Source organism: Streptomyces tubbatahanensis (assembly GCF_022699385.1).
GTDB classification, from domain to species: domain Bacteria; phylum Actinomycetota; class Actinomycetes; order Streptomycetales; family Streptomycetaceae; genus Streptomyces; species Streptomyces diacarni.
This window is the reverse complement of record NZ_CP093846.1, coordinates 551,518-564,751: the sequence shown is the minus strand read 5'-3', so window position 1 is coordinate 564,751 and position 13,234 is coordinate 551,518. Positions and strand designations below refer to the sequence as shown.

Annotated in this window: 13 protein-coding genes; 7 read left to right on the top strand and 6 right to left on the bottom strand. The window is 72.5% G+C overall.

The window, feature by feature from the left end; genetic code table 11:
* The first annotated feature begins 3 nt into the window (after positions 1-3).
* Positions 4-1,509 (top strand): amidohydrolase family protein, encoded by a 1,506-nt coding sequence (locus MMF93_RS02415; protein ID WP_242749127.1) that lies wholly within the window; start codon positions 4-6, stop codon positions 1,507-1,509.
* The gene (locus tag MMF93_RS02410) at positions 1,496-2,539 is read left to right on the top strand and encodes a CobW family GTP-binding protein (RefSeq protein WP_242749125.1); all 1,044 of its coding nucleotides are present in this window, start codon (positions 1,496-1,498) and stop codon (positions 2,537-2,539) included. The genes MMF93_RS02415 and MMF93_RS02410 overlap by 14 nt, the downstream gene beginning before the upstream one ends.
* 99 nt (positions 2,540-2,638) lie before the next feature.
* On the opposite strand, the gene MMF93_RS02405 is transcribed toward MMF93_RS02410, so the two are convergent.
* Complete coding sequence (locus MMF93_RS02405) at positions 2,639-2,863, bottom strand: hypothetical protein (protein ID WP_242749123.1); 225 nt, start codon at positions 2,861-2,863, stop codon at positions 2,639-2,641.
* Positions 2,864-2,931: 68 nt separating this feature from the next.
* Complete coding sequence (locus MMF93_RS02400) at positions 2,932-3,423, bottom strand: FBP domain-containing protein (protein WP_242749121.1); 492 nt, start codon at positions 3,421-3,423, stop codon at positions 2,932-2,934.
* Positions 3,424-3,505: 82 nt separating this feature from the next.
* Between MMF93_RS02400 and MMF93_RS02395 the strand changes: the two genes are divergently transcribed.
* The gene (locus tag MMF93_RS02395; RefSeq protein ID WP_242749119.1) at positions 3,506-4,081 is read left to right on the top strand and encodes a TetR/AcrR family transcriptional regulator; all 576 of its coding nucleotides are present in this window, start codon (positions 3,506-3,508) and stop codon (positions 4,079-4,081) included.
* A gap of 77 nt (positions 4,082-4,158) precedes the next feature.
* Positions 4,159-5,334: a GDSL-type esterase/lipase family protein gene (locus tag MMF93_RS02390; protein WP_242749118.1), complete on the top strand. Its 1,176-nt coding sequence runs from the start codon at positions 4,159-4,161 to the stop codon at positions 5,332-5,334.
* A gap of 130 nt (positions 5,335-5,464) precedes the next feature.
* Here MMF93_RS02390 and MMF93_RS02385 read toward each other — a convergent pair whose 3' ends face one another.
* The 3 genes from MMF93_RS02385 to MMF93_RS02375 form a co-directional block, all read right to left on the bottom strand.
* Positions 5,465-6,040, bottom strand: coding sequence for a transglycosylase SLT domain-containing protein (locus MMF93_RS02385; protein WP_242749116.1), 576 nt, complete (start codon positions 6,038-6,040; stop codon positions 5,465-5,467).
* Between the two features lie 325 nt (positions 6,041-6,365).
* Entirely contained in the window at positions 6,366-8,060 is a 1,695-nt protein-coding gene (locus MMF93_RS02380) for an FAD-dependent oxidoreductase (RefSeq protein ID WP_242749115.1), read from the bottom strand.
* Between the two features lie 36 nt (positions 8,061-8,096).
* Positions 8,097-9,044, bottom strand: coding sequence for an AurF N-oxygenase family protein (locus tag MMF93_RS02375; RefSeq protein WP_242749114.1), 948 nt, complete (start codon positions 9,042-9,044; stop codon positions 8,097-8,099).
* 223 nt (positions 9,045-9,267) lie between these two features.
* On the opposite strand from MMF93_RS02375, the gene MMF93_RS02370 reads away from it, so the two are divergent.
* On the top strand, positions 9,268-9,468 hold the full coding sequence (locus tag MMF93_RS02370; protein ID WP_242749113.1) for a hypothetical protein: 201 nt from the start codon (positions 9,268-9,270) through the stop codon (positions 9,466-9,468).
* Complete coding sequence (locus tag MMF93_RS02365) at positions 9,465-10,331, top strand: SAM-dependent methyltransferase (RefSeq protein WP_242749112.1); 867 nt, start codon at positions 9,465-9,467, stop codon at positions 10,329-10,331. Before MMF93_RS02370 ends, MMF93_RS02365 begins: the two co-directional genes overlap by 4 nt.
* 99 nt (positions 10,332-10,430) lie before the next feature.
* Here MMF93_RS02365 and MMF93_RS02360 read toward each other — a convergent pair whose 3' ends face one another.
* Positions 10,431-11,972: an MFS transporter gene (locus MMF93_RS02360; protein WP_242749111.1), complete on the bottom strand. Its 1,542-nt coding sequence runs from the start codon at positions 11,970-11,972 to the stop codon at positions 10,431-10,433.
* A gap of 213 nt (positions 11,973-12,185) precedes the next feature.
* Here MMF93_RS02360 and MMF93_RS02355 point away from each other — a divergent pair, with 213 nt between their 5' ends.
* Positions 12,186-13,163, top strand: a complete 978-nt coding sequence (locus MMF93_RS02355; protein WP_242749110.1) for an SDR family NAD(P)-dependent oxidoreductase — start codon at positions 12,186-12,188, stop codon at positions 13,161-13,163.
* Positions 13,164-13,234: the final 71 nt, after the last annotated feature.

Below are 13,234 nucleotides of genomic sequence, written 5' to 3'. Positions count from 1 at the left end.
GCCATGACGTCCGTCCAGCATCCGCCCCGGTCCGGGCACGAACCGAGGGCCCGGCCCGTCGCCGGGTACTGCGATCTCCTGCTGACCGGGGGCACCGTCGTCACCGTCGACGAGCGGTACACCGTGCACGACCCGGGCGCCGTTGCCGTCACCGGCGACCGGATCAGTGCCGTCGGCCCGGCCGACGAGCTGTCCGCGCTACGGGCGGACACCGTCCTCGACTGCCGGGGGCAGGCCGTCATCCCCGGCTTCGTTGACGGCCACACCCACCTCTACCAGGCACTCGTGCGCGGGCTCGGCGAAGGCATGTCCATCGTGCCGTGGCTGTGCGACTTCATGTGGCCGTACTCGATCGCCGTCACGGGAGAGGACGCGGTGGCAGGCGTCAGGCTCGCCGCCGCCGAGGCGCTGCGCGCCGGCATCACGACCGTCGTCGACCACCACTACGCGCCCACCGACCTCGACACCACCCTCGCCGTCGCCCGAACCCTCGAAGAGGCAGGACTGCGCGGTGCGGTGGCCCGCGGCATCGTCGGTGAGCGGACCGCGGTGGCCGCCGCACGCGGCCAGCCCGACGCCCTCTTCCGCTACACGGCCCAGGACGAACTCGACCTCACCAGGCAGGCCGTGAGCCACCGCCCGCCGGGCTCGCGCGTCGAGGTGTGGCCCGCGCCGCTCAACCTCACCTACGTCGATCAGGAACTGGTGCGCGCCGCCGTCGGCCTCGCCGGAGAGCTGGGCACCCGCTGGCACACCCACTGCTGCGAATCCGGCGCCGACCCGCGCGGCTACACGGCGGCCTACGGCGTGCGCCCCCTCCAGTGGCTCGCCGGGGAGGGGCTGCTCGACGAACGGGCCACGCTGGCGCACGCGGTGTGGCTGGACGACGAGGAGATCGAACAGGCGGGCGCGGCGGGTGCGGCAGTGGCCCACAACCCCGTCTCCAACGGCTACCTCGCCTCGGGCACCCTCAGGCTGCCCGCACTGCGCGACGCGGGCGTCCTGATGGCGCTGGGCACCGACGGGCCCAGCTGCGGACACCGGCAGGACATGTTCGAGTGCATGAAACAGGCCGTCCTCGCGCAGCGGCTGCACACCCTCGACCCCCAGGTCGTCACCGCCAGGGAGGTGCTGGCGATGGCCACCAGGGAAGGCGCCCGCTACGCGGGTGTCGACGCGGGCTCTCTCGTCGCCGGCCGCCTCGCCGACCTGGCCGTCGTCGACCTGACGGCCCCGCACCTGCGGCCGCTGCACGACGTCATGAGCACTCTCGTCTACGCGGCCCGCGCCGGCGATGTGTCCACCACCGTGGCCGGGGGCCGGATCGTGCACACGGACGGGCACTGCCTGTCCGTGGACGAGCAGGCAGCCGCAGCCGAGGCACAGGAGCGGGCCGACGCACTGCTGCGGCGTGCGGGCATCGATGTGCCTTCCCACGCCGCGCAGCACCGCGCGGCCACCCCTTCGCCCACCCACATCCCACCGGAGAGCGCCGATGACACACCATGACAGGGAAGCGCGGAAGAGCCCCGCGATCCCGGTAACCGTGCTGACCGGCTTTCTGGGCGCCGGCAAGACCACGCTCGTCAACCACATACTGACCGCGCGGCACGGGCAGCGCGTCGCGGTGGTGGAGAACGAGTTCGGTGACATCCCGGTCGACAACGACCTCGTCGTCGAGACGGACGAGGAGATCGTGGAGATGGCCAACGGCTGCTGCCTGTGCTGCACCGCGCGCACCGACCTCATCGACATCCTGAACCGACTGGCCCGACGCGGACACCTCGACCGCGTCCTCATCGAGACCAGCGGCATGGCCGACCCCAACCCCATCGCCCAGACGTTCTTCGTGGACGAGGAGGTCGCCTCCAGGTTCCGGCTCGACGCGGTCGTCACGCTGGTCGACGCCGGGCACGTGACCCCCCACCTCGACGCCTGGGACGCGGGTGAGCACCACACGGGGCCCGGCCGCCAGGTGGCCGACCAGATCGCCGTCGCCGACCGGGTCGTGGTCAACAAGACCGACCTGGTGGAGGCGGCGGAACTCGACGCCCTCCTGGCGCGGCTGCGCGGAATCAACGCGACCGCCGGCCTCGTCACCTCCTGCCACGCCGAGGTCGACCTGGACGCCGTGCTCGGCATCGGCGCCTTCGACCTGGACCGCAGCGCGCAGGCCGATCATCGCTGGCTCACCGAGGACGAGAGCCGCCACTGGCACGACCCCGAGATCGGCTCGGTCAGCGTGGAGATCCCCGAGGAGCTGGACCGCACCGCGCTGGAGAGGTGGCTGGGGGACCTGGCGGCCGAACGCGGCGCGGACCTCTACCGGCTCAAAGGCATCGTGGCCCTCGCCGGTCAGGACTGCCGCCACGTGCTGCAGGGCGTCCACCGGCTCCACGAACTGCGCCCGGGAGCGCCGTGGAGCGCCGCCGAGCCGCGCCGCAGCCGCGCGGTGTTCATCGGGCGCGGCCTCGACGCCACCGAACTGACCGCCGGCCTGCGCGCGTGCGCGGCACCTCGCGTCGCCGCCGAAGCCTGAGCCGCCGGGGCCGGCTCGTGACACCGCCCACCTGGACGCGTGCACGGACGCGGACGTGCACGCGGGAGCGGACGCGGGCGCGGGGCGCTGTCCCGCGCCTCAGCGGCCGTGCTGCTGCGCCTGCTCCCCGACCATGCGCAACTGCTGCTCGGCCTGGGAGATCACGGAGGACAGGCCCAGCTGGTCGGACACGCCACCCGCTTCCGCGGCGGCGTTCCGGCCGCCCGCGGTGCTGTCAGCGGCCGCGGTCTGGGACGCCGCGGCGACGCCGGTCAACGAGGCGGCGGCGGCCAGCATCCCCGCCGTCAGTGCACGTGCACGCATGGTGTTTCCTTCCGGTTGCTCACCTGGGGTCACCACCACCAACGAGCTCGGTCGGGTCCGCGACACGATCACGCGACCACTTTCGCGAGGAACGCGGCGACGTTCCCCTCGATCCGCCGGATCTTCTCCTCCAGGGTGAGCGACTCGTGTATCCGGGCGCCGCCCGCCGGATCCTTGCGGCCGCGTACGTACAGCGAACACGCCAGGTCGCCGCATATGTAGGTACCGACAGAGTTGCCCTGCTGCCCGGCCTTGCCCGCCTTCGGCGCGACCATCAGCGAGACACCGCCCGTGTGCGGGGTCAGGCACATCGAGCACATGCCGCGCCGCGCCTGCCACGAGGCGGGCGCCGGACTGCGCAGCGCGACGGCTCGGGTACGGCCCTCGAACTCGGTGGCGAGGTAGGCGCGGCCCGGCGCCTGGGGGTCACGCCAGCCGAGGAAGTCGAGCGCGTCCCAGGGCCGGTCGGCGAGGTCACGGGGGACCGCCGGCCGCTTGGCCTCGCCCTTGGTGCAGTTCACGAACGCGGAACGGATCTCTGGTTCTGTCAGCGTCTTCATGAATGTTACCGTAAATTGCCTAAAGGGCTTAGGCAATTCCTTAAAGCTTGCATGGAAGACTCTCAGGTGGCGGGTGAAGGACATGGCGCGAGCCGGACTGAGCACGCAGCGGCTGATCCGGGCGGGAGCCGAGCTGGCGGACGAGGTCGGATTCGACCAGGTGACCGTCTCGGAGCTCGCCAGACGCTTCGACGTCAAGGTCGCGAGCCTTTACTCGCACCTGAAGAACTCCCATGACCTCAAGACGGGTATCGCGCTGCTCGCCCTGGAGGAACTGGCCGAGCGCGCCGCCGACGCGCTGGCCGGACGCGCGGGCAAGGACGCCCTGGCGGCCTTCGCGAACGCCTACCGCGACTACGCCCGCGCGCACCCGGGGCGATACGCCGCCACCCGGTTCCCCCTCGATTCCCGCACCGCCGCCGCGAGCGCCGGAGGCAGGCACGCCCAGATGACCCGAGCGATCCTGCGCGGCTACGACCTGCCGGAGCCGGACCAGACGCACGCCGTGCGGCTGCTCGGCAGCGTCTTCCACGGTTTCGTCAGCCTGGAGGCGTCCGGAGGCTTCAGCCACAGCGCCCCCGGCTCGCCGGAGACCTGGACATGGGTCGTCGACCACCTGGACGCCCTGCTCCGCAGCCTGCGCCCACCGGGGCCCTGACCTCACCCGCACCCCTCCTCCCTTCCCCGCCCGCGCCTGAGCGTGAAGCGGCCTTCTCGAGACCACAGGCAGGACCCATGAACCCCACGCACGACTGGATCACCACGCCGGTCACCATGGACCTCGTACGTGGCGCCGCCGACCTGGAGCAGACCCCGCACGGCGTCCTGCCCCACCGGCTGCCCGCCTGGGCGCGCGCCCAGAACACCGACGGACAACTCGCCATGGCCGAATCACAGCCCTCGGGGGTCCGCCTCGCGCTCCGCACCGGTGCGACCACCGTGGAGCTGGACGTACTGCCCACCAAACGCGACTACGTGGGCGCCCCGCCCCGCCCGGACGGCGTGTACGAGCTGCTCGTCGACGGCCGGCCCGTCCGCCGGGCGACCGCCACCGGCGGCAACACCCTGACCATCGACATGCTCGCCGGCACCGCCGAGACCACCCCGGGACCGGCCGACACGCTCCACTTCGAGGGCCTGCCCGACCGGGTCAAGGACATCGAGATCTGGCTGCCGCACAACGAGACCACCGAACTCGGCGCGCTGCGCACCGACGCCCCCGTCGAGCCCGTACCCGACCAGGGGCGCAAGGTGTGGCTGCACCACGGCAGCTCGATCAGCCACGGCTCCGACGCCGCGGGGCCCACCACCACATGGCCCGCGCTGGCCGCCTCGCGCGGTGGTGTCGAACTGGTCAACCTCGGGCTCGGCGGCAGCGCCCTGCTCGACCCGTTCACCGCCCGCACCATGCGGGACACCCCCGCCGACCTGATCAGCGTCAAGCTCGGCATCAACCTCGTCAACGGCGACCTGATGCGGCTGCGGGCCTTCACCCCGGCGGTGCACGGCTTCCTCGACACGATCCGCGAGGGCCACCCGACCACCCCGCTGCTGGTCGTCTCGTCGATCCTGTGTCCCATACACGAGGACACCCCGGGGCCCTGCGCTCCGGACTTCAGCGACATCAGCTCGGGAAGGCTGCTCTTCCGTGCCATGGGCGACCCGGCGGAGCGGGCCGCGGGCAAGCTGACCCTCAACGTCATCCGGGAGGAGCTCGCCCGCATCGTCACCCAGCGGGCCGCACAGGACCCGCACCTGTTCTACCTCGACGGCCGGAAGCTCTACGGCGAGACCGACTTCGCGGAGCTGCCGTTGCCCGACCAGCTGCATCCGGACGCGGCCGCACACCGCCGGATCGGCGAGCGCTTCGCCGACCTGGCCTTCGGCCCCGACGGCCCGCTCGCACCCTGAGAGCCGCACACGCGGCGAGCGGGTGGGAGGGTGTTCCTCCCACCCGCTCGGGGTGTCGCATGCGTGGTGCGTGTGCGCGTGTGCGCGTGGTGCGTGTGTGTGGTGTCGGCTGCTGGGTGGTGCCTTCTGCTCAGTAGGCGGAGTCGACGTTGTCCATGGTGCCGTAGCGGTCGGCTGCGTAGTTGCAGGCGGCGACGATGTTGGCGACGGGGTCGGTGAGCTTATCGGGGGTGCCCTTGACGTGGTACTGGTCGAAGGTGGGCTGGATCACCTGGAGCAGGCCCCTGGAGGGGGTGCCCTTCTGGGCGTTGACGTCCCAGTTGTTGACCGCGTTGGGGTCGCCGGCGGATTCGCGGATGATGTTGCGCTTGATGCCGTCGTAGGAGCCGGGGATGCCGTGCTTGTCCATGATGGCCTTGGCTTCACGGATCCAGCCGTCCAGGTTGTCGGGGTAGGACTTGCCGTCCTTGCCCTTGCCCTTGCCCTCGGCCTTGTCCGCCTTCTTCTCCGCCTTCTTGTCGTCGGCCTTGTCGGACTTCTTGTCGTCCTTGTCGGCGGCGGTCTGGGTGGCGTGGGCGGCGGGCTTGGTCTGGGGCGGGGTGGTGGCGGCGTGGGCGGTGCCGCCCAGTGCGGTGGTGGCGATGCCGGCGGCGCCCAGGACGGTCAGGCCGGTGGTCAGCTTGGTGTTGCGCAGAGCAGTACGCATGCGAGCGGATGCCTTTCGAAGGGGGACACATCCGGCCGCGTTTCCGGGCTCCGTGCCCGGTCTCGTCGCGACCTGGGGCCCACCCTGCGGACCGGCTCCCCGCCCCGACAACTATGTGACGTACTATCCCGCCTCGTCCCCTTCACCCGTCACCGTGCGCCGCTCGACCCCCACCCCCGAACCCCGGCAAATCGGACATACGAAGGTGCTTCGTATGTGATCTGGCCCCTATGGGTGCCCTCACATCCGGCCCCCGCCGCCGTCACCCACAGCACACCGACCCCACACCCACCGTCGGCACTTCGGGCAGGGCGGCGGCTGGTGGTCAGCGGGGGAGGGGGAGGCGTGTTTTCGAGGCCGCCACCAGCTCGGGAACGGTGGCGAGCTTGCTGCGCGGCCTCCCGCTGTGGCTGCCCCGGGCCTGCTCGGCACGGTCGATGGCGGCCATCCCGCGCGCGTCCACCACGTGGCGGTTGCGGCGGCGCACCAGGCGCCGGAACGCCTTGGCCGAGTGCGCGGGTTGCGCGAGTGCGCCGCTCGCGGCGTCGTCGAGGAGGGTGGTCACCGTCTCGGCCGCGCAGGCGCGATTGGCGCCTATGCCGCCGCTGGGGCCGCGCTTGATCCACCCGACCACGTAGGTACCGGGCCGGCCGGCGACCCGGCCCTTCTCGTGCGGCACCGTCCCGTCACCCTCGTCGAACGGCAGTCCGGGCACGGGCGCTCCCCGGTAGCCGATGGCCCGCAGCAGCATGCCCGCGCCGATGTCCACCTGCCCCGCGCTTCCCGTGACCCGCACGCCCGCGACGCCGGGTGCGGCCCCGCCCTCGCTGTCGGAGTGCACCTCGGTGGGGGCTGAGGGGTGCACCTCGACGGGGGCCGAGTGGAACCGGAAGATCAGGCGCCGCCCGTCATCGTGCGGCGGCCCCGCGTAGTCGACCTGCTCGCGGTCGATTCCCCGCAGCAGCGCCGCCTTGTCCTCGGGGCCTGCTGCGTCGAGCGCGGGGCCGATGCGGGGGTCGTGGTCGTCGACGACGAGGTGGACGCCGGGCAGGTGGGTCAGGGCGAGGAGCTCGGGCCGGGTGCAGGCGGCGTCCTCGGGGCCGCGGCGCCCCAGCAGCACGACTTCGCGCACCGCGCTGGTCCGCAACGCCTCCAGCGCGTGGTCGGCGATGTCGGTGCCGGCCAGTTCCTCCGGGTCGGTGAGGAGGATGCGGGCCACGTCGAGGGCGACGTTCCCGGTGCCGACCACGACGACACGGGGAGCGGAGAGGTCGATCGCGTCCGCGGGGACGTCGGGGTGGGCGTTGTACCAGGCGACGAACGAGGTGGCGGAGATGCTGCCGGACACCTCCTCGCCCGGTATGTCCAGCCGCCGGTCGCCGGGGGCGCCCACCGCGTAGACGACGGCGTCGTGGTGGGCGGCCAGCTCCTGCGCGGTGAGGTGCTCGCCGACCTCTACGCCCAGCAGCATCCGGACTCGCGGGTGCTGGTGGAACCTGGCGAAGGTCTCACCGATCTTCTTCGTCGCCGGATGGTCGGGCGCCACGCCGTACCGCACGAGTCCGCCGGCCACCGGCAGCCGGTCCAGGAGGGTGACCTCGGCCGCCGTGTGCAGCAGCAGGTCCTCGGCCGCGTACATGCCGGCCGGACCCGTTCCCACGATCGCGACCCGGGGCGCGGCGAAGTCGGCGGGCAGGGCCCGGGTGAAGGCCGGTTCGCTCCAGCTGTGGAAGGTGGGGCTGTCGGCGGCCGGCTCGGGTGTCGGTGTGTCCGCGTAGTAGTCGGCGTTCATCCGGGCGTACGTGCGCTGCGGCCCGGTGAGGCTCTCCACGGGGAAGACCGCGTCCACGGGGCAGGCGTCGGCGCAGGCACCGCAGTCGATACACGCGGCGGGATCGATGTACAGCATCTCGGTGCTGCCGAAGTCCCGCTCCCCGGGGGCCGGATGGATGCAGTTGACCGGGCAGACGGACACGCAGGTCGCGTCGTTGCAGCAGTTCTGACTGATGGCGTAGGTCATGGGGCCAGTTCTGTCGGCGCCTGCGTCGGCGGAGGGTCAGATCAGGTGGGCGCGCTTGTAGAAGACGAGCGCCGGTTTGGTCAGCAGCCGGGCCGAGGCGAGGAACTCCATCAGCCCCGCGCAGCTGGAGCGCATCATCGACTTGTGGTGCTCGTTCGCGCCGGCCTCGGCGAGCGCGCGCTCCTCGTCGAGCCCGGCGGTGGCGTACACCTTCTTGTTCACCATGCTGGTGACGATGACGTAGGAGGCGATGGAGATCACGAAGGCGTTGATCTGCCGGCGCACCCACCCCGCCTTCGCCAGCCGCTTGCGGGTCTCGTCGCGGGCGAACTTCATGTGCCGCGACTCCTCCACGACGTGGATGTTGTTGATGGTGCGCACGAAGGGGACGACCCGCTCGTCGCGCATCCAGTCCCGCTGCATGACGTCGAGGACCTCCTCGGCGACCAGGATCGCCGCGTAGGCGGCCTCGCCGAACGCGAGGGTCTTGAAGGCGCGGCCCAGTTCACGGGCGAGGAAACGCGGCTGGTAGGCGGGGGCCCGCAGCTTCTTGGCGCCGCGGGCGAACATGATCGAGTGCCGGCACTCGTCGGCGATCTCGGTCAGGGCCCACTGGACCTTCTCCTGCGAGGGGTCCTTGGCGTAGACGTCGCGCAGGATCATCTGCTGGAGGATGATCTCGAACCAGATGCCGGTGCCGGCCACCGAAGCGGCTTCCTGGCGGGTCAGCTCCTTGCGCTGCGCCTCGGACATCTCCCGCCAGTAGGAGGTTCCGTACAGCGTGCTCCACTCCGGGCTCGCGCCGTGGTAGCTCTCGTCGAGCGGGGTGTCCCAGTCGACCTCCGTCCTGGGGTCGTACGACAGCTTCGCGGAGGAGTCCAACAGGCGCCGGGCGACGTCCTGTTCGTCGTGTTCGGGGTGCCGGCCTGTGCTCGCGGGGTCGGCGCTCGCGGGAGTGTCCGGCCGGGTGGTGCTGCTTGCCATGCTGCGACTCCTCGGATCGGATCTCGGGCCTTCCCGGTCGGCCGCCGGTGCGTCCTGGCCGATGCCGGCCGACGGGCGGCCGCCCTGCGCCGGGCCTCGCGGTGTGAGGACCGGCCGCTGGCAGGCGTCTCGTGAGGCGTCCCCTGAGGTGCCCCACGCCTCTTGTTAGACGGACTGTATAACAAGCGCCAGGCCGTGCCTACCCTCCAGTAGAAACCGCCTCGTGACCCCACGTACGCGCGTCCTCGCGGGCGAACCGGCGGACGCGTCGGCGGACGAACCCGCCGAGCTGTTCGCGGGGCCCGGTGGATGTGGCGGTGTCGGTGTTGTGGCCGCTCAGGGGCCGGATAGGCTGCGTACCGTCCAGGCGGGGCATGTGCCCGGCGCGTGGCGGGAGTTGGAGCGAGCGGCGGAGGAAGAATGACGCACACCGGCAACATGCACGACGAGACCGCCCCGGGAGCGGCGGAGGGCGCCGCGGGCGCCCAGGAGTCGAGCGGCGCCAGCCTGCGGATCGGGGAGGCGCACTCGGCCCGCATGTACGACTACCTCCTCGGAGGCAAGGACAACTACCCTGCCGACCAGAGCGCCGCGGAAAAGGCGGTGTCGGCCTTCCCGACGCTGCGCACCGCGGCCAGGGAGAACCGCAAGTTCCTCGGCCGGGCCGTGCGGTACCTCGTCGAGGAAGCCGGCATACGCCAGTTCCTCGACATCGGATCCGGCCTGCCCACCGCGCACAACGTCCACCAGGTCGCGCAGGCCCACGACCCCTCCGCGCGCGTCGTCTACGTCGACAACGACCCCATCGTCCTCGCCCACGGCAGGGCACTGCTGAGCACCGACGAGCGCACCACCGTCATCCAGACCGACATCCGCGACCCCCGTGGGATCATCGAGCACCCCGAGACCCAGGCCCTGCTCGACTTCACCCAGCCGGTGGCGGTGCTCGCGGTGGCGGTCCTGCACTTCCTGTCCGACGAGGAGGAGCCCGGCGGCATCGTCGAACAGCTCCGAGGGGCGCTCGCCCCCGGCAGCATGCTCGTCCTCTCGCACGCCACCGCCGAGATCTCCCCCAGCACGGCGCTCGGTGTCCAGACCGCCTACCGCGCCCAGGGCGTCCCCCTCACCCTGCGCGACCGCTCGGCGCTGACAGACCTCTTCGACGGCTTCGAACTCGTCGACCCCGGCATCCAGGTGGTCTCCGACTGGCGCTCCACCGTGCCGGAAGCCGAACGCCCCTCCCACGCCGAGGTCTCCTGGTACGGCGGGATCGGCCGCCTCGCATAGCGCGCCGCCTGGCCTGACCGGCTACCTGGGCTGACGGGCCGCCTCCGGCGCACGCGGTATCGCGGGCACTGACGAGCTGTCAGCGCCCGCCGACCGCGCTCACCTCCCGCTCACCCCGTGCGCGGGTCCGGCGGCGCGCGGCAGCAGCCCGACGAGCAGTACCGAGAGGGCCGTGAGCGCGGCCGCCGCCAGGTAGGCGGCCGCGTAGCCGTCGGCGAGTGCGCCCGGTGAAGGGCGGGCACCGTCCGAGGCCGTGGCCGCGACGACGGCGCCCAGGACAGCGAGCCCGAGCGCGCCGCCGATCTGCCGTGAGGTGTTGACCAGCCCGGCCACCACCCCCGCCTCGCGGGCGGCGGCCCCGGTCGTCGCCGCGTCCGTCAGCGGCGTCATCAACAGGCCGATGCCGCCCGCCATCAGGACACCGGGCCCCAGGAGCGCGCCCCAGAACGTGCCGTCGGCCGTCAGGACGAGCCCCTGGCAGCCGAACCCCGCCGTCGCCACCACGCCGCCCGCGGCCACCATCAGGCGGGTGCCGAATCGGTGCATCAGCCAGGGCGCGGCCTTGGAGCCGACGATGACCGCCGCGGTGTGCGGCAGAAAGCACAGCCCGGCCCGGATCGCGGAGTAGCCGAGCACGTTCTGCATGTACAGCGAGAGGAAGTACCACATCGCGAAGGCGCCGGTCATCGCGACGAGAGTCACCACGTTCCCCGCCGCCACGGCACGCAGCCGCACCAGCCGCAGCGGCACGAGCGGCGCGGCCGAGCGTGCCTCCACCGCGACGAAGGCGGTCAGCGCGAGAAGCCCGGCCACCAGCGGCGCCACCACGTCGGCAGCCGCCCACGAGTACGACTCCGTCTGGCCGACACCGTAGGCGAGGGCCGCGACCCCCGCCGTCACCAGAGCGGCACCCGGCAGGTCCAGACCCCGTCGGCCGGCCCGCTCGCCCCGCTCCCGCAACCCGAACACGACGACCGCGACGACCAACACCCCGACCGGCGCGTTGACCAGCAGCACCCAACGCCACGACAGCAGATCCGTCAGCACCCCGCCGACCAGACCGCCGGCCGCACCGCCTGCCGTCCCCACCGCTGTCCAGGTCGCGATCGCCCGCGTGCGCGCCGGCCCCTCGGGGAAGGTGGAGGTCAGCAGCGAGAGGGTGACGGGCGCGAGGACGGCTGCGCCGATCCCCTGCGCGGCGCGCGCCGCGACGAGCATCTCCGCGTTCTGTGCCAGACCGCCCACCAGGCTCGCCGCGGTGAACAGACCCAGCCCCGCGAGGTAGACGGGCTTGCGGCCGAACAGATCCGCCGCCCGCCCGCCCAGCAGCAGGAATCCCGCGAAGGTCAGCGCGTAGGCGTTGACGACCCACTGGAGCGCCGTGCCGCTCAGCGCCAGCCCCTCGCGCATGCTCGGCAGCGCGACGTTGACGACGGAGACGTCCAGCACGACGAGGAACTGACCGATGCTGGAGGCCAGCACGACGGCCCAGGCGCGTGAGGCGGGCGGCCCGGGCCGAGGCACCGTACCGAGACCAGTCGCGCGCCCCGGACCGTGCCGGGTGCCGGCCCCGACGACAGCACCGGGGGCGTCCCCGGCCCCGGGTACCGAGGGTGAGGGTGTAGGTGACATGGTGGCCATCGTGCGGGCCCGCACCGCGCGCGGGCATCGGCACAAAGGCGCGGCTCGCCCCGCTCCTTCGACCTAGGGCCTCCCGTGCGGACCGCACCACGCGCTGTCGGCGATCTGTCGAGAAGATGTCGGTGGCCGCTGCCACTGTGTGGACACCGGTCGCGCCGGGCTTTCGGGGCGGCCGGAATGTGGTTCGTTCACTCGGGTTGGGGAGTCTCCGTCATGCCGTCCGCGTCCAATGTCCCGCCGTGGGACGTCCACCGGCTGCCCCGCGCCGAGGGCCGCACCGTCCTGGTCACCGGTGGCAACGCCGGTATCGGCTACTTCGTCGCTGAGCAACTGGCCGGGACGGGCGCCGTCGTCGTGCTGGGCAGCCGGAACCCGGCCAGGGCCGAGGCCGCCGTGCGAGCCGTCCGGGCCCGGGTGCCCGACGCGCGCCTGCGGTCTGTGCGGCTCGACCTGGCTGATCTCTCCTCCCTGCGCGCCTCGGTCGAGGCCCTCGACCTGGAGCGGCTCGACGCAGTCGTGCACAACGCCGGGGTCGCGCTCGACCGGCCTCCGCGGCAGGAGACCCCGGCGGGCGACGAGTTGATGTTCGGCACCAACCACCTGAGCCACTTCGCGCTGACGCACTGGCTGATGCCGCTGTTGTCGGCGGCGCCCGCCGGACGCGTCGTGACCACGGGCAGCTTCGCGGCGAAGTCCGAGCGGCTGGACCTGGACGATCTGCAGTCACGGCACGACTACCGGGCCAAGCGGACCTACGGACGCTCGAAGCTGGCGCAGATGTACTTCGGACTCGAACTCGAACGCCGCCTGCGGGCGGCGAGCTCCACCGTGACCAGCGTGGTGGTGCACCCCGGTGGCGCGCTGGACTCCCTGACGCCCTCGCGTCCGCCGGTCCACGTGCGGACCGGCCCGGCGCGGGTGCGGAGCCTGCCCGCCGGCCTCTTCCTCCAGGGGAAACATGCGGGGGCGTGGCCCGCCGTGCGCGCCGTGCTCGACCCGGCCGTGCGCGGCGGACAGCTGTGGGGACCGCGTGTCCTGCGCCTGCGCGGGAGGCCGAGGGCGGAACCGGTGTGGCAGCAGCTGACGGACACCGACTGCGCCGCACGGCTGTGGGACGCCAGCCGGGAGCTGACGGGCGTGGATCCCGGCCGGCACCTGCCCGGCGCCCGCCGGGGCGGCGAGCCCGCTTGACGTACCGTGCGGCCGGGCTCGCGCACGGCTCGCGCAGGCGGTCGGCCGACCGCCTCCGACAGAGCCCGACC

What these genes read in the sequence shown, in the direction of transcription:
- MMF93_RS02415 (WP_242749127.1), top strand. Translation starts at nt 4, where the DNA reads ATGACGTCCGTCCAGCATCCGCCCCGGTCCGGGCACGAACCGAGGGCC.
- MMF93_RS02410 (WP_242749125.1), top strand. Translation starts at nt 1,496, where the DNA reads ATGACACACCATGACAGGGAAGCGCGGAAGAGCCCCGCGATCCCGGTA.
- MMF93_RS02405 (WP_242749123.1), bottom strand. Translation starts at nt 2,863, where the DNA reads ATGCGTGCACGTGCACTGACGGCGGGGATGCTGGCCGCCGCCGCCTCG.
- MMF93_RS02400 (WP_242749121.1), bottom strand. Translation starts at nt 3,423, where the DNA reads ATGAAGACGCTGACAGAACCAGAGATCCGTTCCGCGTTCGTGAACTGC.
- MMF93_RS02395 (WP_242749119.1), top strand. Translation starts at nt 3,506, where the DNA reads ATGGCGCGAGCCGGACTGAGCACGCAGCGGCTGATCCGGGCGGGAGCC.
- MMF93_RS02390 (WP_242749118.1), top strand. Translation starts at nt 4,159, where the DNA reads ATGAACCCCACGCACGACTGGATCACCACGCCGGTCACCATGGACCTC.
- MMF93_RS02385 (WP_242749116.1), bottom strand. Translation starts at nt 6,040, where the DNA reads ATGCGTACTGCTCTGCGCAACACCAAGCTGACCACCGGCCTGACCGTC.
- MMF93_RS02380 (WP_242749115.1), bottom strand. Translation starts at nt 8,060, where the DNA reads ATGACCTACGCCATCAGTCAGAACTGCTGCAACGACGCGACCTGCGTG.
- MMF93_RS02375 (WP_242749114.1), bottom strand. Translation starts at nt 9,044, where the DNA reads ATGGCAAGCAGCACCACCCGGCCGGACACTCCCGCGAGCGCCGACCCC.
- MMF93_RS02365 (WP_242749112.1), top strand. Translation starts at nt 9,465, where the DNA reads ATGACGCACACCGGCAACATGCACGACGAGACCGCCCCGGGAGCGGCG.
- MMF93_RS02360 (WP_242749111.1), bottom strand. Translation starts at nt 11,972, where the DNA reads ATGGCCACCATGTCACCTACACCCTCACCCTCGGTACCCGGGGCCGGG.
- MMF93_RS02355 (WP_242749110.1), top strand. Translation starts at nt 12,186, where the DNA reads ATGCCGTCCGCGTCCAATGTCCCGCCGTGGGACGTCCACCGGCTGCCC.